The following is an 18,295-nucleotide window of genomic DNA, read 5'->3' as shown; positions in this document are numbered from 1 at the left end:
TGATGAGGTGGCCGGCCCGCGCGAAGACGGCGTGGCCGGGAACGAAGGAAAGAGGCCGAGTGGCCTGGATCCGGGGAGCTGCCTCCGGGCGGCCGAGGGGCCGGCATCCGCGAGGAGCGCCTTCACTGTAGCGAGACATCTCACGAAGCACAACGGGTAAGACTCCGTGGCGGTGGGTAGTCCACCGGAGAAGCCCGCCGAAACGGGGGAACCGCGGCTGACTGATGGGAGCGAATCGTGTATCGACATACCCCGGAAACTGGCGTCGATACGGGTGAGAACACCGACGCCGACCAAGCCGGGACCACGGCACCCGAGCGCATCGCCGCCGGGCCCGTGGTCGCCTCGACCTTCGAAGAGCTGGCGCCGGCTCTGCCCAACGAGATGGCCGGCCTGCGCCGCAAGCTGATCCAGTGGCTGAGCGAGCTCCCGCTCGACCCGGACAGCACGCACGACATCACCCTGGCGACGTACGAAGCCCTGGCGAACGTGGCGGCCCACGCCTACCCGGACGGCCACGGCTGGGCCCGCCTCCAGGCGAGCCGAGCGGGCGACGCGGTCACCGTGACGGTGACGGACACCGGCTGCGGAATCCCGGCGACCCGGCCCCGCGTGGCGGGCCTCCGCACCTCGGGCGGCCGCGGCCTGCTGCTGATCGACCAGGTGACGGACCAGTCCGACATCGACAGCAGCACCAAGGGCACGACGGTCCGCATGACCTGGCGCCCGGCGGCACTCCGAGACGCCGACCCGTCCTGAGGAAAAGGGGCCGCCCGTCGGCTCACGAAAAGCCGGCGGGCATCGCGCCCGCCAGGAAAACGATCACCGGCGACGAACGCAGTCGTCACGACCTACAGCGGCAACGCCGGAATCACCAGCAGCGCCAAGGGCCGAGTGATCTCAGGCGCTCTTGAGCCTGCCCCACCGGCAGTTCGTGCCGAAGCACAGGGAACCTGATACCCGAAGGCAATCCCCTGCTGCACCAAGGTGGCCGCGCCCCACCCTCGCGGGCGCGGCCACCTTCCCACCCCCACGATTTCCTTCCTCAGGCCGCTCCGGCCAGCCTGACCAACCGGTTCCGCGGGTACGAAACCAGTTCCCGCTCCTCGTCCGTGGTGAAGATCTCGACGGAGTCCTCCAGCAACTCCGCCGAATTCACCTGCAGCTGCCACGCGGGCAGCCCCGGCGCCGGCTCGTGCCAGAACCACTGGCCCTTGGTGAGCTGGTGCGCCGGGACCGTCGCGTCGTCCGTTTTCATGTGCTGAGGCTATCCGCCACCACCGACAGTTTTCGCGCCGCCTCGGCCGGGCCGGCGTCCACTGTGACCGTGGCCACGGTCACAGTCATCCCACCGCGCAGGTCACCGTCGGCGGGGTCAGGTTTCCGCCGTGCTGGACCGTGAAGCCGATGACGTTGCCGCTTCCGTTGGGCCTCGCCGTCAGCACATAGCCCGTGCTGTCCCACGTTCCCGTGTAGTTCCAGCTGCCGATCACCTTCTGCGGCGCGTGGAACGTGATGGTGAGGACCCAGTTGTTCGTCCCCGACACCGTCACCTGGCCGTTGAACCCGACGTTCCACTCCGCCGTCTTGAGGTAAGCGGCCGAACAGGGTGCCGACGTCGGAGTCGTGGTCGGCGTCGTGGTGCCGCCGTCCGGCGGTGTGCCGCCGTTCAGCGTGTCGAGCACCGCCGTGTACGCCTCCTTCTTCTGGCCGTTGCCGTCGAACAGCAGCGGGGTCGCCGACGCCCGCCACGAGTCCGTGTCACGGATACCCCACGTCGTCATGCCGGTGCAGCGCGCGACCGCCGTGCACGCCTGCGTCACCGTGCGGAAGTTGTTCGCCTGGGCCGTTCCCGAGCCCTCGACGTCCAGCTCCGTGATCTGCACGTCCACGCCGAGGTCGGCGAAGTTCTGCAGCGTCGTCCGGTAGTTCGACGGCACCGGGCTGTTGCTGTTGAAGTGCGACTGGAAACCGACGCAGTCGATCGGCACGCCGCGGGACTTGAAGTCCTGCACCATGCGGTACACCGCCTGGGTCTTCGCCTGGTTCCAGTCGTCGGTGTTGTAGTCGTTGTAGCAGAGCTTCGCGTCCGGGTCGGCCGAGCGCGCCGCGCGGAACGCCACCTCGATCCAGTCGTCGCCCGTGCGCTGCAGGTTCGAGTCGCGCCGGGCACCCGACCCGCCGTCGGCGAACGCCTCGTTCACCACGTCCCAGGCGTAGATCTTGCCCCGGTAGTGCGACGCCACCTGCGTGATGTGGTTGAGCATCGCCTGCCGCAGCGCCGAGCCTTCCATGCTCTGCATCCACCCCGGCTGCTGCGAGTACCAGGCCAGCGTGTGCCCGCGCATCCGGGCGCCCTGGCTCGCCGCCTGGCTCACGATCCGGTCGGCGTTCGCGTACGAGAACTGCCCCTGCGACGGCTCGGTCGCGTCGATCTTCATCTCGTTCTCCGGCGTGATCATGGAGAACTCGCGGCTCAGGATGCCGGTGTAGACGCTGTCGGACAGCTTGCTCGCCGACACCGCCGTGCCGAAGTACCGCCCGGTCCGGGCCGCCGCACTGCCCAATGTGGTCCCGGCGGGCGGCGTGGACGACGTCGTCGTGGTGGGAGTGGTGGGCGTGGTCGGCGTCGTCGTGGCCGGGCCGCCGCTGTTCAGCCCGAGGAAGTTGATCGCGTACGCCACCATCCCGTTCTGCGGCAACGCATGCCCGGCACCCTGGACGCTGACGCCCTCGACCGGCGCCTGTGTCCCCGTGCCGCCGTAACGCGTGCGCGTCCAGCCGGACTGCGGGGAGTCGGTCGACGACGGTGTCTGGCTCACCCCCTGCAGGTTGGTCCACTGCTTGATCTCCTCCCCGAAGTTCGGGTAGCGCAGCGTGTCGTCGGCGGTGCCGTGCCACAGCTGCATCCGCGGGTACGGGCCGCTGCGCCCGCCGCTCATCTGCCGGGCCTGGTCGCCCCACTGCTGCGCGGATTTGACGATCTGGCCGTTCGCGCACTGGCTGTTCCAGCTGGACCCGTCCGTGGTGCCGAAACACCCGGCGGGCACGCCCATGAACGCCGAGCCGGCCGCGAACACGTCCGGGTACTCCGCGGCGAGCACGTTCGTCATCATCGCGCCCGAGGAGAACCCGGTGACGTACACGCGGGAGGCATCGACGTTGTAGCGCTGCTTGGCCCAGTTGACCATCGACAGGATGCCGACCGGGTCGCTGCCGCCGCCGCGGGTCAGTGCCTGCGGCGAAGAGACGTCGAAACACTGCCCGCTGCGGGTGGCTTCCGGGAACACGATGACGTACCCGTACTGGTCGGCCGCGGTGACGTAGTCGCGGGCGTAGCCGTTGAACACCGCCGACGCCGAACCGGTGCAGTAGTGGATCGCTACCAGCAGCGCGGGGCGCGCGGCGACCCGGTCCGGGACGTAGGTGTACATGTTGAGGTTGCTGGGATTGCTGCCGAAGTCGGTGACCCGGGTCAGCGTGGCCGCGGACGCCGGCTGCGCCGCCACGACCAGCACGATCGCGGCGGCGATCGCCAGCACGGCGGCGGAGAGGGCCGTGAGGAGTCTTCGCACTCGAGGAATCCTTTCCGGGGGCGGGAAGGGAACTGCGATGATGGTTCGTCGGCCCTCCCGGCCGGTCAACGATTATCGGAATGTTTCGGCACCTTTCGAACCGCTCACCGATCGGCCGCGCCGCCCGCGTTCTGGCAGGATTCCGGGATGACCGAGCTGCTCCTGGGCCCGCTGCTGCGGCACGTGAACGCCGATTCGGCGACGATCTGGGTGGAGGCCGCCGGCCCGTGCGAAGTCGCCGTCGCCGACGCGTCCGCCCGGACCTTCGAGGTCGACGGCCACCACTACGCCCTCGTCGTGCTGACCGGGCTCGAGCCGGGGCGCAGCACGCCGTACGAGGTCCGCCTCGACGGCACGCTGGTCTGGCCGGAGCCGGGCAGGTCCCTGCCGCCGAGCCGGATCCGCACCCTGCGTCCCGGCGATCCGCGGTTCCGGCTGGTCTTCGGGTCCTGCCGCAAGCCGCGGGAGCAGGACGCGCTGGGCCCGGACGCGCTCGCCGCGTACGCCCACCGGATGGCCGGGATCGACGAGGCCGAATGGCCGGAATCGCTGCTCCTGCTGGGCGACCAGGTCTACGCCGACGAAACGACCGACGCGACGCAGCAGTGGCTGGCCGGGCGGCGTGACACGGGCAAACCGCCGGGCAAGGAGGTCGCCGACTTCGAGGAGTACTGCCACCTGTACCACGAGGCCTGGTGCGACCCGGCGGTGCGCTGGCTGCTGTCCACCGTGCCGACGTCGATGATCTTCGACGACCACGACGTCCGCGACGACTGGAACACGTCACAGGCCTGGCGCGCGCAGATGGCCAGGACGTCCTGGTGGCGGGAGCGGATCCGCGGCGCGCTCGTCTCGTACTGGGTGTACCAGCACCTGGGCAACCTCGGTCCGGACGAACTCGCCGAGGACGACCTCTACCAGCACGTCACCAAATCGGGTGAGGACAACGCCGCGGTGCTGCGCGAGTTCGCCGACCGCGCCGACCGGGAAGCGGACGGCGCCAAGGGCACGCGGTGGTCCTACCGGCGTGACTTCGGCCCGGTCCGGCTGCTGGTCATCGACTCGCGGGCGGGGCGGATCCTCGCCGGCGGGCAGCGGTCGATGATCGGCGACGAGGAGTTCCGCTGGATCGAGGAGCAGGCGTCGGGCCCGTTCGACCACCTGCTGATCGGCACCTCGCTGCCGTGGCTGCTGCCGACCGCGCTGTCGGCCGCGCAGTCGGTCAACGAGCGGCTCTGCGCCCGGCCCGGCGTCGTCGGCCGGGTCAGCGAATGGCTGCGGCAGCTGCTGGACCTGGAGCACTGGCCGGCGTTCCGCGCGTCGTTCGAGCGGCTGGCGAAGCTCGTCGCCCGCGTCGCGGACGAGGGCCCGGCCTCGGTCAACGTGCTTTCCGGCGACGTGCACCACGCGTACGTCGCGCAGGCCGAGTTCCCCGGCGCCACGGCGGCGCCGGTCCACCAGCTGACCTGCTCGCCGGTGCACAACACCGTGCCGTGGTACATGAACCGGCTCTTCCGCGCCGGCTGGTCGCGGCGGCTGACGCGGGTGAGCGAGTGGCTGGCGCGCCGCACCGGGGTCCCGCCCGCGCCGCTGTCGTGGCACTGCGTGTCCGGGCCGCACTTCGGGAACGCGGTGATGGAGCTGGACGTCGACGGGCGCTCGGCGTCGGCGAGGCTGGTGCGGGCGGACGGGGACGGCGAGCCGATCCGGCTGGTCTGAGGGTGGGTGCGCCACGGCCACCCGCCCCCGCGCGATCCGGGTTAGCCTCGGATCATGGCCGCGGAAAACGTACTCGGGGAGTTCCTCCGGGCCCGCCGTGAACAGGTGGGCCCGGCGGAGCTCGGCCTGCCCGCGGGCGGGCCGCGCCGGGTCGCGGGCCTGCGCCGCGAGGAGGTGGCGGTCCTGGCCGGGGTCAGCACCGACTACTACGTCCGGCTGGAGCAGGGCCGCGAGCGGAACCCGTCGGCCCAGGTCGTCGACGCGCTCGCCCGCGGGCTGGCGCTGGACGAAGAGGCCACCGCACACCTGCACCGGCTGGCCCAGCCGGTGCCCGCGCGCCGCCGGCGCGCCCGGCGGCCGGAGCGGGTCAGCCCGAACCTGCTGCGCCTGATGGACGGCTGGCCGGCCACGCCCGCGCTGGTCCTCGGTCCCTGCCTCGAGGTGCTCGCGCACAACGCGCTGGGCGAGGCGTTGTTCGCCGGGCACACCCACAGCGGTGACCTGGTCCGCCTGGTGTTCCTCGACCCGGACGCCCGTGCGTTCTACCCGGACTGGGAGCGCGTGGCGGTCAACACGGTCGGCGGCCTCCGCGCGGCCGCCGGGATCGACCCGGACGACCCGCGGCTCATCGAGACGGTCGGCGAGCTGTCGGTCAAGAGCGCGGACTTCCGCCGGCTGTGGGCGCGTCACGACATCCGGCAGAAGACCCGCGAGACCAAGCGGTTCCGGCACCGGCTGGTCGGTGAGCTGGAGCTGAGCTACGAGGCACTGACCGTGAACAGCGCGCCCGGCCAGCAGCTGATCGTCTACCAGGCCGAGCCGGGCAGCCCCTCGGAAGCGGCGCTCGCGCTGCTGGGCAGCCTCGCCGCGTCCTGATTCCCTTTCCTTCCACAATGGACGGAGTAATTCGTCATGCCTGAAAGCGCTGTCTGGTTCATCACCGGCTGCTCCCGCGGCCTCGGCCGCGCCCTGGCCGAGGCCGTGCTCGGCCACGGCCTGCGCGCGGTCGTCACCGCCCGCGACCCGGCGCGGGTCGCCGACCTCGTCGCCGCCCACGGCGACCGCGCGCTGGCGCTGCCGCTCGACGTCACCGACCACACCCAGGTCGTCGACGCGGTCAAGCAGGCCGAAGCGACCTTCGGCCGGATCGACGTCCTGGTCGGCAACGCCGGCTACGGCTACCTCGCCGCGGTCGAGGAAGGCGAGGACGCCGAGATCCGGAAGCTGTTCGACACCAACGTGTTCGGCCTCGCCGACGTCACCCGGGCCGTGCTGCCGGGCATGCGGGCCCGCCGCAGCGGGCACGTCGTCACCGTGTCGTCCCTCGGCGGCCTCGCGGCCTTCGGCGCCACCGGCTACTACCACGCGACGAAGTTCGCCGTGGAGGGGCTGTCGGAGTCCCTGGCCGCGGAAGTGGCGCCGCTGGGCATCAAGGTGACCATCGTCGAGCCCGCCGCGTTCCGCACCGGCTGGTCCGGCCCCTCGATGCGGCAGTCGGCGATCCGCATCGACGACTACGCCGAAACCGCGGGCGCCCGCCGCGAAGCGACGCTCGCCACCTACGGCCACCAGCCGGGCGACCCGGTCCGCGCCGCCGAAGCGATCATCACCGCGGTCGGCAGCGCCGAACCGCCGCTGCGCCTGCTCCTCGGCCGGGCCGCCTACGACATCGCCACCGCCCGGCTCGGCACCCTCCGCTCCACTTTCGACACCTGGCGCGAGACCACCCTCGGCGCCGACTACCCCCGAGAGGAAACCCCGTGAAGATCGTCCTCATCACCGGTGCCAGCAGCGGCATCGGCCGCGCCACTGCGCTGCGGCTGGCCCGCGAAGGCCACCACGTCGTGCTCGGTGCGCGGCGCGAAGACCGGCTGGCCGCGCTGGCCAAGGAGATCCACGACGCCGGCGGCACCGCCGACGTGCACCGCCTCGACGTCACCGACCACGCGGACGTCGCCGCGTTCGCCGACGCCGCCGTCGAAGCCCACGGCCGGCTCGACGTCTTCGTCGCCAACGCCGGCGTGATGCCGTTGTCGCGCCTGGATTCCCTGCACGTCGACGAGTGGGACCGGATGATCGACGTCAACGTCCGCGGCCTGCTCCACGGGATCGCCGCGGCCCTGCCGCACTTCCGGCGCGCCCGCGGCGGGCACTTCGTGACGATCGCCTCCACCGGCGCGCACGAGGTGGTCCCGACGGCCGCCGTCTACTGCGGCACCAAGTACGCGGCCCGGGCGATCACCGAGGGCCTGCGGCTGGAAGCCGAACCCGGCATCCGCGTGACGACCGTCTCCCCCGGCGTCACCGAATCCGAACTGGCCGACACGATCACCGAACCCGGTGCGCAGGAGGCGATGCGCGCCTACCGCGCGGTCACCCTGCCGGCGGACGCCATCGCCGGAGCCGTCGCGTACGCGATCGGGCAGCCGGCCGACGTCGACGTGAACGAGGTCGTCGTGCGCCCCACCGCCCAGCGGTAGCCGGTCTGCCGCGGCTCGTCGTGAGTGGTAAGGCGAGTTAGAACTCGCCTTACCACTCACGAGCGGGTGGGATCAGCGCTCCAGTTCGGCGATGACGCGCGGGATCTCGGCGACCAGCTCGCGTGCCAGCAGGCCCGTGCTGCCGGTGTCCGGGATCAGCCGCTGGCCGGCCACGGCGTGGACGTGCGTCGCCCAGCAGGCCGCCTGGTCGGCCGACGCGCCGCGGGCGAGGAAGCCGCCGGTCAGGCCGGCCAGCACGTCGCCGCTGCCCGACGTCGCCAAGCCGACGTGGCCGCTGCCGTCGCGCCACACGCGGCCGTCCGGCGAAGCGACCACGCCCATCAGCAGGACCACACCCCGGTAGCGACCGGCGATCCGGACCGCCGTCTCCAGGTCGTCGACCTCCTTCTCCTCGCAGCCGTCGAGGTAGGCGGCTTCGACCCGGTTCGGGGTGAGAAGGAGCCGGCCCGCCAGGGGCTCCGCGAGTGACGGGTCCCGGCTCAGCGCGCCGAGTGCGAACGCGTCGAGCACCACCTTCGCGTCCGGGGCGATGGCCGGGACCAGGCGCCGCAGCAGTTCCTCGGTCTCCGAAACGCCGGTGAGGCCGGGGCCGGCCACGACGGTCCCGGCGCCGGGGAGCACGTCGGCCAGCCGGTCGGCGGCGTCCGCGGCGATCGCGCCGGAAGCGGTTTCCGGCAGCCCGACGACCGACGACTCGGGCACCGAGACGCCGATCGCCGTCGCGTGCCGTTCGGCGACCGCGAGCTGCAGCGTGCCGGCCCCGGCGCGCAGGGCCGCGGTCCCGGACAGCGCCGGCGCGCCCGGCACTGACCGGGCGCCGCCGACGACGAGCACGGTGCCGCGGTCTTCCGCGCCGATCCGCCAGTCCCGCAGCAGGGCCGGGCTGACCGGCGCCGGCTCAGGAGAGCTGCTGCGCGGCATCGTCGTCCGCCGTCGGCGGGGTACCGGTGGCGTGCAGGTGACCGACCTCCTGGGCCAGCACCATGGTGAACCCGCCGTCGTGGTCGCGTTCCCAGGCCGTCACCGACCCGTTCGGGACCTCGGTGGCGTCGGCCGCGCGCAGCAGGTCGGGTTCCGGCAGTCCTTCGAGGAGGTACCGCAGGGCGAAGACCGTCATTTCGTGCGCGGCCAGCAGAACGCGCTTTCCCGCGTGCTCCGCGCTCAGCTCGGCCAGCAGGGACCGCAGCCGCAGCACGACGTCGGCCCAGGACTCGCCGCCCGGCGGCCGGTAGTAGAACTTGCCCAGCCGCCGCTTGCGCCGCAGTTCGTCGGGCCACCGTTCGCGGACGCCGTGGGAGGTCAGCAGATCCAGCACGCCGAGTTCGCGGTCGCGCAGCCGTTCGTCCGGGACGATCGGCACGCCGTCGGGCGCGGCCAGCCGGGCGGTGTCCCACGCCCGGCGGTAGGTCGAGGTAATGACGACGTCCGGCGGCCGCTCGGCGAGGAACTTCCCCGCGGCCGATGCCTGTTCCCGCCCCAGGTCCGTGAGCGGCACGTCGGCGTCGCGCTCGGCGATGTCGATCACATCCGCCCCCGCCGACTCCGCCGCTTCCCTGGCCACGTTCCCGGTGCTCTGGCCGTGCCGCAGCACACCCACCCAGTCCAAGTCGACGTTCACGACGGCCTGGTTACCCCGCGGGACCCGCCGCCGAAACCCGGGATGGTTAGGCCGGCAAACCAGTTGCGGCTAGGGTCGTTCCATGTCGCGAAGTCTCGACGCCCAGAACCGGCTGCACCAGCTGGAAACGATCCTCGGCGCCCCCGCCGCGCACCTCGGGCTGGCCGAGGTGCTGGTCGAGACCCTCCAGCGCCTGCGCGAGGTCATGGCGGTCGACACCGCGACTGTGCTGCGGTACCAGCCCAGCGGCCGCCAGCTCGTCGCGTTCGCGGCGGCCGGCATCGAGGAAGAGGTCCACCAGGGTGTCCGGGTGCCGGTCGGCAGCGGTTTCGCCGGCCGGGTGGCCCTCGAACGGGTGCCGGTGATCCTGGACCACGTCGACGAGACCACCGTCGTCAACTCCCTGCTCTGGGAACGCGGGCTGCACTCCATGCTCGGCGTGCCGATGGTCGCCGGCAGCGAGCTCGTCGGCGTGCTGCACGTCGGTTCGGTCGCGCCGCGGGAGTTCGGCGAGGCCGACGTGGCCACCATGCAGCTGCTCGCCGACCGCCTGGCGATGGCGATCCAGGTGGAGGCGCTGGAGGAGAACCGCACCGCCACCATGGCGCTGCAGCGCAGCCTGCTGCCGAGCAGCCTGCCCGAGGTGGCCGGCCTGGCCTTCGGTGCGCGGTACGTGCCCGGCGCGGAGACCGGCATCGGCGGCGACTGGTACGACCTGTTCACGCTGCCGGGTGACCGGCTCGGCGTGGTGATGGGCGACGTCTCCGGCCACGGCCTCGACGCGGCGGTGATCATGGGACGGCTGCGCAGTGCGCTGCGGGCCTACGCCCTCGACTGCGAAAGCCCCGCCGACGTGCTCGCCAAGCTCGACCGCAAGGCGAACCACTTCGAGCACGGGGCGATGGCCACGGTGGCCTACGGGATCATCGGGCCGGACCGCGAGGCGCTGACGCTGTCCCTCGCCGGGCACCTGCCGCCGGTGCTGGCGCTGGCCGGCGAACCGGGCCGGCTGGTCGACGCGCCGCCGGATCCCCCGATCGGGCTGACCATCGGGGCGCCGGAGCGGCGGACGACGGTCGTGGAGCTGCCGGTGGGCGCCGTGCTGGCCTTCTACACCGACGGACTGGTGGAACGCCGGGACCGGCCGGTCGACGTCGGGATGGTGCAGCTGGCGGCGACCGTGCGCGGCGGCGACCCGGACCGGGTCTGCGCGCGGATCATGGCCGCGATGATCGGCAACCGGGCGGCCCAGGACGACGTCGCCCTGCTGACCATCGAGCGCCGGAGCGTCCCGGCCGGCAGCTGACGCGGCCGGGACGGCACTGTCAGGACCCGGTGAGAGCCGCATCCCGGGTCGGGAACAGCGAAAGGCTTTCCTCGAGCCCGGTCAGCTGGATCGGGCGCAGGGTCGCCCGGCCGGACGCGACGATCCGGACCGCGGTGCCGGTACCGGCATTGCGGTGGATCGTCAGCAGGGCGGTGAGACCGGGCGAGGCGAGGAACTCGACCCGGCTCAGGTCGACCACCAGCACGGGCGGCTGGTCGGCCAGTGCTTCGTCCGCGGCCTGCACGAGAGCCGGCGCGGTGGTCGTGTCCACGTCCCCGGCGACCTCGACGACGACCGCTTCCCCTTGCTCCGTTCGGCTGATCCGGAACTCCCCGAACGGCACAGCGGTGGCCGAGCTTTCAGTGTGGGTGTGCTCGGTCATGACGTTTTCTCCTCGCCTTCGGCAGCTCCACCGGCGTCCGGTGGGCGTGCGTGATCACGAAGGCTGTCTGCTCAACCGCTGTCAATCATGCCTGCCCGGGCGACACGCCGCCGTGTCAGCACCCCTCGTGCTTTCCGCCACGCCCCCGAACAGGCAGGATGAGCACCATGAGCGAACGGGACGTGACCGAGGACGCACTCGGCGACGCCGCCGGCTCCGCGGGATCGGTGGTGCTGGAAAGCCACGACGGCGCGGCGGTGCTGCGTGTCGACGGCGCGCTCGACCTAGCGCTCGCGCCGAAACTGCGCCGGCTGGCCGAACGCGCGACCCGGCTGGGCACCCAGCTGCTCGTCATCGACCTCACGGACGTCACCTTCCTCGCCTCGGCGGGCATGGCCGAGCTCGTCCGCGCGCACCGCGGAACCCCCGCCTCGGCACCCCTGCGGGTGGTCGCCAGTGGCCGGATCACCCTGCGCCCGCTGGAACTGACCCGGCTGGTCGACGAACTCGCCATCTACCCGTCGCTGTCCGACGCGCTGGTGCGCTGATGACGTTTTCGCCGGGGTTCGACGCCGTGCTCGACGCGGTGCGCCGCGCCTTCGTCGGCGGCGACGGCGCTCCGGCGGCCACCGCGGTCCGCCCGCTCGGGCCGGCCGAGGTGGCCGCGGTGCTCGGCGACCACGTCGCGCTCGCGGTGACCGACCGCGCGGTCCTCGCGGACCTGGTGCCGGGCGAGCGGATCACCGGCGCGATCGCCGTCGCCGCCGAGGCCGGCCGGTACGGCGCAGTGGTCTACACCACCGCGGCCACCGGTACGCCGCCGTCGGCCGTCGCCGCCGCCATCGAGGCCGCCACCGCGGACCTCGCCGGCACGGTCCGCCGGCTGCGCAGCGAAGCCACGGTGCTCGACGCGCTGCACTCCACCGGCCGCGAACTGACCGCGCAGCTCGACATCGACCGGATCGTGCAGGACGCGACCGACGCGGCCACGCAGGCGACCGGCGCCGGTTTCGGCGCCTTCTTCTACAACCTGATCGACGAGCTGGGCGAGTCGTACACGCTCTACACGATTTCCGGGGTGCCGAAGGAAGCGTTCTCCCGGTTCCCGATGCCGCGCAACACCGCCGTGTTCGCGCCGACCTTCGACGGCACCGGCACCGTCCGCAGCCCCGACATCACGAAGGACCCGCGGTTCGGCAAGAACGCACCCCACCACGGGATGCCGGAAGGCCACCTGCCGGTGTGCAGCTACCTGGCCGTCTCGGTGATCAGCCCGACCTCCGGCGAGGTGCTGGGCGGGTTCTTCTTCGGCCACCCCGAGCCGGACCGGTTCACCGCCCGCCACGAATACCTCGCCGAGGGCATCGCCGCCTACTCGGCCATCGCGCTGGACAACGCCCGGCTCTACGAGCGCGAGCGCACCCTCGCCACCGAGCTGTCCCGCAGCATGCTGCCGGTCGCCCCGGCCACCCCGGGCCTCGACGTGGTAACCCGGTACCTGCCCGCGGTCACCGGCAGCAAGGTCGGCGGCGACTGGTTCGACGTCATCCGGCTGCCGTCGGGCGGCACCGCGTTCGTCATCGGCGACGTCGTCGGGCACGGCGTCACGGCCGCGACGGTGATGGGCCAGGTCCGGACGGCGATCCGCAGCTACGCCCTGCTGGAGCTGCCGCCGTCGGAGGTGCTGCGCAACGTCTCCGAGCTGACCGGCGGGCTGTTCGGCGAAAGCTTCGTGACCTGCTTCTACGCGGTCCACCAGCCGTCCGACGGCACGCTGCGCTACGCGAACGCCGGCCACCTGCCCGCCATCATGATCCGCCCGGGCGAGCCACCCGAGCAGATCGGCGAGGCACTCGCGCAGCCGCTGGGGGTCGGCTCGGTGTTCCCCCAGCGGACGACCGGGTTCCCGCCCGGCGCGGACCTGGTGCTCTACACCGACGGGCTGGTCGAAAGCCGCACCCGCGACCTCACCCTCGGCGTCGAATGGCTCCTGGCGGGTATTCCCGGCGTGCTCGCCGCCGCCGACCTCGGCACGGCGTGGGACAAGCTCGTCGAAGAGCTGACCAGCGGACGGCACGACGACGACATCGCCCTGATCCACGTGCGCCACCGCGGAGAGGATGCCCCATGACGGCCCCCCGCCCGCCGGGCGCGCCCGCTCCCCCGGCCTCGTTCCACCGGCGCTCGACCGCGCTGGCCGGCCGCCTGCCGGAACTGCGCGAAGCCCTGGACCGCTGGCTCACCACGCTGCACCTGGACGCCGAACGGCGGGAGGACATCGTCCTCGCCGGCTACGAAGCGATGGCGAACACCGCCGAGCACGCCTACCCCGGCGAAGCGGGCCCGGTCGACGTCCGGGCCGAAGCGCTGCCCGGCCGGATCACCGTGACGGTCACCGACTACGGCACCTGGCGGCCGCCGCAGTCGACGAACGGGCTGCGCGGCCGCGGCCTGCTGCTCATCGACACCCTCGCCGACCACAGCGCCCAGGTGCACCGGGAAGACGGCACCACGGTGACCATGACGTGGCTGACCGGCGAAGCCCCGCTCGACTGAACCCGGTGCTCACCCGGGCGCGTGAACGCGCGTGCCCGGCAGCTCCGCCGGAGGTCGAGTAGGCTCGGCCGGGGTCGCTTGAGCCGGGAGTGTGATGAGCGTCGGGGAAGAAGCCGGCCACCGTGCCGTGTTTCCCGGGACCAGCCGGATGGCCGCCCGGATGCGGGACTTCGACTGGACGTCGTCCCCGCTCGGGGAGCCGCGGGACTGGCCACCGAGCCTGACCACGGCCGTCCGGATCTGCCTCACCTCCCGCTTCCCCATGATCGTCTGGTGGGGTCCCGAGCTGCGGTTCCTCTACAACGACGCGTACCTGCCGCTGCTGGGCACCAAGCACCCCGCGCTGGACAAGCCGGGGTCGGAGGTCTGGGCCGAGATCTGGCACATCATCGGCCCGATGCTGGACAGCGTGATGACCACCGGCGAGGCGACCTGGTCGGAGGACCTGCTGCTGCCGATGAACCGGCACGGCTACTGGGAAGAGACGTACTGGACGTACTCCTACAGCCCGGTCCACGACGACAGCGGCGCGGTGCGGGCGGTGTTCACCGCGGTCTCGGACACGACCGAGCGCGTGATCGGCGCCCGCCGGCTGGCGACGCTGCGCGAGCTCGGCGCCCAGGCCGGGGTCGCCCGCACGGTGGACGAAGCCTGCGAGCTCGTCGCCGGTCTGCTGGGCCGCGCGGAAGCCGACGTCCCCTACGCCGCGATCCACATCCGCGGCGACGACGGCGAACTGGCGCTCGCGGCCGTCACCCCCGGCGGGGCCGGCGCGGGCGACGAGTCCGCGTGGCCGCTGAAGGACGTGCTCGCCGACGGGGTCGCGCGGACGGTGTCGGACGGGGTGTTCGGCGAACTGCCCACGGGGAGCTGGTCGACGCCGCCCGCCGAGGCCGTGGTGCTGCCGCTGCCCGGCGACGCGGGTGACGCGGCCACCGGGGTGATCGTGCTGGCGGCCAGCGCCGGCCGGGCGCTCGACGAGCCCTACCGGACGTTCCTCGGGCTGGTCGCCCAGCAGACGACGGCACTGGTCAACGGCGCGATCGCCTACCAGGTCCAGCAGCGGCGCGCCGAGGAGCTGGCCGCGCTCGACGCGGCGAAGACCACGTTCTTCGCCAACATCAGCCACGAGTTCCGGACCCCGCTCACCCTGATCCTGGGCCCCGCGGCCGAGCTGCGGGAAACCCTGGGCGACACCGGCGACCGCGTCCGGGACGAGGTCGACGTCATCCACCGCAACGCCCTGCGGCTGGGGCGGCTGGTGAACAACCTGCTCGACTTCTCCCGGATCGAGGCGGGCCGGATGCAGGCGCGCTTCGAACCGGTCGACCTCGGGACGTTCACCGCGGAGCTGGCCAGCGTCTTCCGCGCCGCGGTCGAACGGGCCGGGCTCGCGTTCGAGGTCGACTGCGGCCCGCTGCCCGAGCCGGTGCACGTCGACCGCGGGATGTGGGAGAAGGTCGTCTTCAACCTGCTGTCCAACGCGGTCAAGTTCACCTTCGACGGCGCGATCCGGGTGAGCGCCGTCCTGGACCGCGGGGCCGCCGTGGTCGCCGTGTCCGACACCGGCACCGGGATCGACGCCGCCGAGCTGCCGCGCCTGTTCGAGCGGTTCCACCGGATCCCGTCGGCACGGGCGCGGTCGAACGAGGGCAGCGGGATCGGCCTGGCACTGGTACGCGAGCTCGTGGGCATGCACGGCGGCAGCGTCACCGTGGAGAGCACGCCGGGCAGCGGGACGACGTTCCGGGTCCGGGTGCCGCTGGGCACGCGGCACCTGCCCGCCGAGCACGTCGTCGCGGAGCCTTCGCCCGGCGGCCTCACCGCGGAGACGGCGGAACCGTACGTGCAGGAGGCGCTGCGCTGGCTGCCCGACGGCGACGACCGGGCCGCCCGGCCGGCGCCCGCCGTGGCCGAGGGGGCTCGCGTGCTGGTCGCCGACGACAACGCCGACATGCGCGACTACCTGGTCCGGCTGCTGCGCGACGACTACGCGGTGACGGCGGTGAGCGATGGCGTCGAGGCGTTCGCCGCCGCGCGCGCCGAGCCACCCGAGCTGATCATCAGCGACGTCATGATGCCGCGCCTGGACGGCCTCGGCCTGCTCGCCGAGCTGCGCGGCGACCCGCGCACCGCCGCGGTGCCCGTGCTGCTGCTGTCCGCGCGGGCCGGTCAGGAAGCGGCCGTCGACGGCCTGGCCGCCGGCGCCGACGACTACCTGGTGAAGCCCTTCTCGGCGCGGGAGCTGCTCGCCCGCGTCCGCACGACCGTGCAGCTGGCGCGGCTGCGGTCGCAGCACACCCGGTGGCGCGCGGCGATGATCGAGTCGCTGCAGGAGGGTTTCTTCGTCTGCGACGCCGACGGCCGGGTCGTGGAGATCAACACGGCGTTCACCGAACTGCTCGGCTTCGGCACCGGCGGGCTGCCCTACGCCCCGCCGTTCCCGTGGTGGCCGGACCCGGACACCGACCCCGCCGCCCACCGCCAGGTCGCCGACGCGTCCGAACGCGCGTGGGGCGAGCCCGCCGGCAGCCTCGTCCTGCCGATGCGGCACCGGGCCGGGCACCGGGTGTGGATCGCCATCGCCTACAACCAGCTGCACGACGACGAGGGCCGCCGCCGGGTGGTCGGCACGATCCGCGACGTGACCGCCGAGCGCTACGCCGTCCAGCGCGAAAGCGCGCTCGCCTCGATGAACCGGCGCCTCGCCGGGATCAGCGGCACCCCGGAGGTGCTGCGCACCGCGCTGGAGCTGCTGCGCGAGCTGTGGGACGCCCGGCGCGTCCTCGCGGTGACCTGGCCACCGGACGGCGAGCCGGAAATCGCCTCCACCGATCCCGGCGACCGCCGCTGGGCCGGCCTCGCCGCCCCGCTGCGCGCGACGCTCGACGAGGTCCGCGCGCTGCCGGCGTTGCACGCGACCCCGGCGGACGGCGGCGCGGGCACCACCCTCGACCACCCCGGCGGCCGGCTGACGCTGTGGATCGACCCCGCGCCGGGCCGGCCGCTCGGCACCGAGGACCGCACGCTGCTCGCGCTGCTGGCCGGGACACTCGCGCACGCACTGCGCCGCGCCCACCGGGACGACCGGCAGCGGGAGGTCGCGCTCGCCCTGCAGCGCTCGATCCTCGGCCCGGCCCGGCTGCCCGACGGCTTCGCGGTGCGCTACGAGCCGGCGACCCCGCCGCTGGAGGTGGGCGGCGACTGGTACGACGTCGTCCCGCTGCGCGGCGACCGGATCGGCATCGTCGTCGGCGACTGCGTCGGCCGGGGCCTGGCCGCGGCCGCGGTGATGGGCCAGCTGCGCAGCGCCTGCCGGGCGCTGCTGCTGGAAGCCAGCAGCCCGGCGCACACGCTGGCCGCGCTCGACCGGTTCGCCTGGCGGCTGCCGGGTGCCCTGTGCACCACCGTCTTCTGCGGGATCCTGGACCCGGCCACCGGCACGCTCACCTACAGCAGCGCCGGGCACCTGCCCGCCACCCTCGTCCACCGCGACGGCACGGCGCAGCTGCTGGAGGACGCCGGGAGCGTGCCGCTCGCCGTGCACATCGCGGCGCCGCGCCCGGAGGCCACAGCGGTCGTGCCGATCGGCTCCCTGCTCATGCTCTACACCGACGGGCTGGTCGAGCGCCGCCGCGAAGACCTCGACGACGGCATGGAGCGGGCCACCACGGTCGCCCACGACACGCGGGACGCGGAACTCGGCGACCTGGCCGCCGGCCTGATGGACCGGCTGCGCCCGGCGGACGGCTACGAAGACGACGTCGCCTTGCTGCTCTACCGCCGCTCGGTGCCCGCACTGGACTTCGAGTTCGCCGCGGACCCGGACCACCTCGCCTCGACCCGGCACTGGCTGCGCGCGTGGCTGGAGAACGCGGAGCTCGAGCCGGACCTCGCGCAGGACGTGCTCGTGGCGGCGGGCGAGGCCTGCGCCAACGCCGTCGAGCACGCCTACCTCGGCGGCGCCGGGGCGAGCGCCCACCTGGCGGCCCGGTTCACCGGCGGGCACCTGGTCGTCACGGTGACCGACCGGGGCCGCTGGAAGCAGCCGCCGCCGGACAACCACGTGCTGCGCGGCCGCGGCGTGCCGATGATGGAGGCGCTGGCCGACACGGTCGCCTTCCGGCACGACGCCGCCGGGACCACCGTCACGCTGGAATGGAGGATCGGTTCGTGACGACGGGACTCACGCTGGTCAGCGACCCGGGCGACGACGGCGACCGGGTGCTGGCCGTCACGGGCGAGATCGACATGAGCAACGCCGCGGAGTTCGGCGCGGCCCTGGACCGCGAGCTGGCGGCCGGCCCCGCGGTGACGGTGGACCTGACCGGGGTGACCTACCTCGACAGCGCGGGCGTCGCGGTGTTGTTCGACCGGGCGGCCGACCACGACCTGCGGCTGCTCGCGCCGCGGCTGCTCGACCGGGTGCTGCGCGTGTCCGGGCTCACCCAGGTGGCGAAGGTGATGATCCGCTGAACGGTTGACCGCCGTTCCACGGGGTAAGCGGGCGGCAGCGACGGCGGTCGGGTGGGTTGTGCTGCCGTCCGTCGCCAGGTGGCCCCGGCGCCCAACCCACGACGTTCAGCAGCGAGCGACGGGCCGGAGTCACCGCCCTCG

General features: G+C 73.1%; 16 protein-coding genes. 11 read left to right on the top strand and 5 right to left on the bottom strand.

The features are described 5' to 3' along the window. Window positions 1-237: 237 nt before the first annotated feature. Window positions 238-759 carry an ATP-binding protein gene (locus tag OO60_RS28565; RefSeq protein WP_240490584.1) on the top strand — a complete coding sequence of 174 codons (522 nt, stop codon included), beginning with the start codon at window positions 238-240 and terminating at the stop codon, window positions 757-759. Between the two features lie 286 nt (window positions 760-1,045). Here OO60_RS28565 and OO60_RS28560 read toward each other — a convergent pair whose 3' ends face one another. Further along, window positions 1,046-1,258, bottom strand: a complete 213-nt coding sequence (locus OO60_RS28560; protein ID WP_003059140.1) for a hypothetical protein — start codon at window positions 1,256-1,258, stop codon at window positions 1,046-1,048. 85 nt (window positions 1,259-1,343) lie between these two features. Continuing rightward, a complete protein-coding gene (locus tag OO60_RS28555) occupies window positions 1,344-3,575 on the bottom strand; it encodes an extracellular catalytic domain type 1 short-chain-length polyhydroxyalkanoate depolymerase (protein ID WP_003059137.1) in 2,232 nt (743 codons plus the stop codon). A gap of 147 nt (window positions 3,576-3,722) precedes the next feature. Between OO60_RS28555 and OO60_RS28550 the strand changes: the two genes are divergently transcribed. Genes OO60_RS28550 through OO60_RS28535 form a run of 4 tightly spaced genes read left to right on the top strand, consistent with a single transcriptional unit; the run spans window position 3,723 to window position 7,774 of the window. Beyond that, complete coding sequence (locus tag OO60_RS28550; RefSeq protein WP_003059134.1) at window positions 3,723-5,294, top strand: alkaline phosphatase D family protein; 1,572 nt, start codon at window positions 3,723-3,725, stop codon at window positions 5,292-5,294. Between the two features lie 54 nt (window positions 5,295-5,348). Continuing rightward, window positions 5,349-6,170, top strand: coding sequence for a helix-turn-helix transcriptional regulator (locus OO60_RS28545; protein ID WP_033262481.1), 822 nt, complete (start codon window positions 5,349-5,351; stop codon window positions 6,168-6,170). A gap of 36 nt (window positions 6,171-6,206) precedes the next feature. Beyond that, complete coding sequence (locus tag OO60_RS28540; protein WP_033262480.1) at window positions 6,207-7,058, top strand: oxidoreductase; 852 nt, start codon at window positions 6,207-6,209, stop codon at window positions 7,056-7,058. Next, the gene (locus OO60_RS28535) at window positions 7,055-7,774 is read left to right on the top strand and encodes an SDR family oxidoreductase (RefSeq protein WP_003090513.1); all 720 of its coding nucleotides are present in this window, start codon (window positions 7,055-7,057) and stop codon (window positions 7,772-7,774) included. Before OO60_RS28540 ends, OO60_RS28535 begins: the two co-directional genes overlap by 4 nt. Window positions 7,775-7,846: 72 nt before the next feature. Here the strand turns inward: OO60_RS28535 and OO60_RS28530 are convergent, their stop codons facing one another. Together OO60_RS28530 and OO60_RS28525 are read right to left on the bottom strand one after the other, a co-directional pair. Beyond that, complete coding sequence (locus tag OO60_RS28530) at window positions 7,847-8,716, bottom strand: NAD(P)H-hydrate dehydratase (RefSeq protein ID WP_033262479.1); 870 nt, start codon at window positions 8,714-8,716, stop codon at window positions 7,847-7,849. Further along, complete coding sequence (locus OO60_RS28525) at window positions 8,694-9,413, bottom strand: histidine phosphatase family protein (RefSeq protein ID WP_004558922.1); 720 nt, start codon at window positions 9,411-9,413, stop codon at window positions 8,694-8,696. The genes OO60_RS28530 and OO60_RS28525 overlap by 23 nt, the downstream gene beginning before the upstream one ends. 82 nt (window positions 9,414-9,495) lie before the next feature. Between OO60_RS28525 and OO60_RS28520 the strand changes: the two genes are divergently transcribed. Further along, window positions 9,496-10,719, top strand: a complete 1,224-nt coding sequence (locus tag OO60_RS28520) for a PP2C family protein-serine/threonine phosphatase (RefSeq protein ID WP_004558921.1) — start codon at window positions 9,496-9,498, stop codon at window positions 10,717-10,719. Window positions 10,720-10,738: 19 nt separating this feature from the next. Here the strand turns inward: OO60_RS28520 and OO60_RS28515 are convergent, their stop codons facing one another. After that, window positions 10,739-11,122, bottom strand: a complete 384-nt coding sequence (locus OO60_RS28515) for an STAS domain-containing protein (protein WP_004558920.1) — start codon at window positions 11,120-11,122, stop codon at window positions 10,739-10,741. 167 nt (window positions 11,123-11,289) lie between these two features. On the opposite strand from OO60_RS28515, the gene OO60_RS28510 reads away from it, so the two are divergent. The 5 genes from OO60_RS28510 (at window position 11,290) to OO60_RS28490 (ending at window position 18,154) form a co-directional block, all read left to right on the top strand. Beyond that, entirely contained in the window at window positions 11,290-11,670 is a 381-nt protein-coding gene (locus OO60_RS28510) for an STAS domain-containing protein (protein ID WP_004558919.1), read from the top strand. Further along, window positions 11,670-13,253, top strand: coding sequence for a PP2C family protein-serine/threonine phosphatase (locus OO60_RS28505; RefSeq protein WP_033262478.1), 1,584 nt, complete (start codon window positions 11,670-11,672; stop codon window positions 13,251-13,253). Before OO60_RS28510 ends, OO60_RS28505 begins: the two co-directional genes overlap by 1 nt. After that, window positions 13,250-13,678 carry an ATP-binding protein gene (locus OO60_RS28500; protein WP_003075752.1) on the top strand — a complete coding sequence of 143 codons (429 nt, stop codon included), beginning with the start codon at window positions 13,250-13,252 and terminating at the stop codon, window positions 13,676-13,678. Before OO60_RS28505 ends, OO60_RS28500 begins: the two co-directional genes overlap by 4 nt. Before the next feature lie 94 nt (window positions 13,679-13,772). After that, window positions 13,773-17,855 carry a SpoIIE family protein phosphatase gene (locus tag OO60_RS28495; RefSeq protein WP_033262477.1) on the top strand — a complete coding sequence of 1,361 codons (4,083 nt, stop codon included), beginning with the start codon at window positions 13,773-13,775 and terminating at the stop codon, window positions 17,853-17,855. After that, complete coding sequence (locus OO60_RS28490) at window positions 17,852-18,154, top strand: STAS domain-containing protein (RefSeq protein WP_033262476.1); 303 nt, start codon at window positions 17,852-17,854, stop codon at window positions 18,152-18,154. The genes OO60_RS28495 and OO60_RS28490 overlap by 4 nt, the downstream gene beginning before the upstream one ends. Window positions 18,155-18,295: the final 141 nt, after the last annotated feature.

This window comes from Amycolatopsis vancoresmycina, assembly GCF_000716785.1.
In the GTDB taxonomy this organism is placed as follows: Bacteria; Actinomycetota; Actinomycetes; order Mycobacteriales; family Pseudonocardiaceae; genus Amycolatopsis; species Amycolatopsis vancoresmycina.
Note: the sequence above shows the minus strand (reverse complement) of the source record. Positions and strands in the feature narration are given on the sequence as shown.

Coding starts and splice junctions, on each gene's coding strand:
- OO60_RS28560 (WP_003059140.1), bottom strand. CDS start 1,258: ATGAAAACGGACGACGCGACGGTCCCGGCGCACCAGCTCACCAAGGGC.
- OO60_RS28550 (WP_003059134.1), top strand. CDS start 3,723: ATGACCGAGCTGCTCCTGGGCCCGCTGCTGCGGCACGTGAACGCCGAT.
- OO60_RS28545 (WP_033262481.1), top strand. CDS start 5,349: ATGGCCGCGGAAAACGTACTCGGGGAGTTCCTCCGGGCCCGCCGTGAA.
- OO60_RS28540 (WP_033262480.1), top strand. CDS start 6,207: ATGCCTGAAAGCGCTGTCTGGTTCATCACCGGCTGCTCCCGCGGCCTC.
- OO60_RS28530 (WP_033262479.1), bottom strand. CDS start 8,716: ATGCCGCGCAGCAGCTCTCCTGAGCCGGCGCCGGTCAGCCCGGCCCTG.
- OO60_RS28520 (WP_004558921.1), top strand. CDS start 9,496: ATGTCGCGAAGTCTCGACGCCCAGAACCGGCTGCACCAGCTGGAAACG.
- OO60_RS28515 (WP_004558920.1), bottom strand. CDS start 11,122: ATGACCGAGCACACCCACACTGAAAGCTCGGCCACCGCTGTGCCGTTC.
- OO60_RS28510 (WP_004558919.1), top strand. CDS start 11,290: ATGAGCGAACGGGACGTGACCGAGGACGCACTCGGCGACGCCGCCGGC.
- OO60_RS28505 (WP_033262478.1), top strand. CDS start 11,670: ATGACGTTTTCGCCGGGGTTCGACGCCGTGCTCGACGCGGTGCGCCGC.
- OO60_RS28500 (WP_003075752.1), top strand. CDS start 13,250: ATGACGGCCCCCCGCCCGCCGGGCGCGCCCGCTCCCCCGGCCTCGTTC.
- OO60_RS28495 (WP_033262477.1), top strand. CDS start 13,773: ATGAGCGTCGGGGAAGAAGCCGGCCACCGTGCCGTGTTTCCCGGGACC.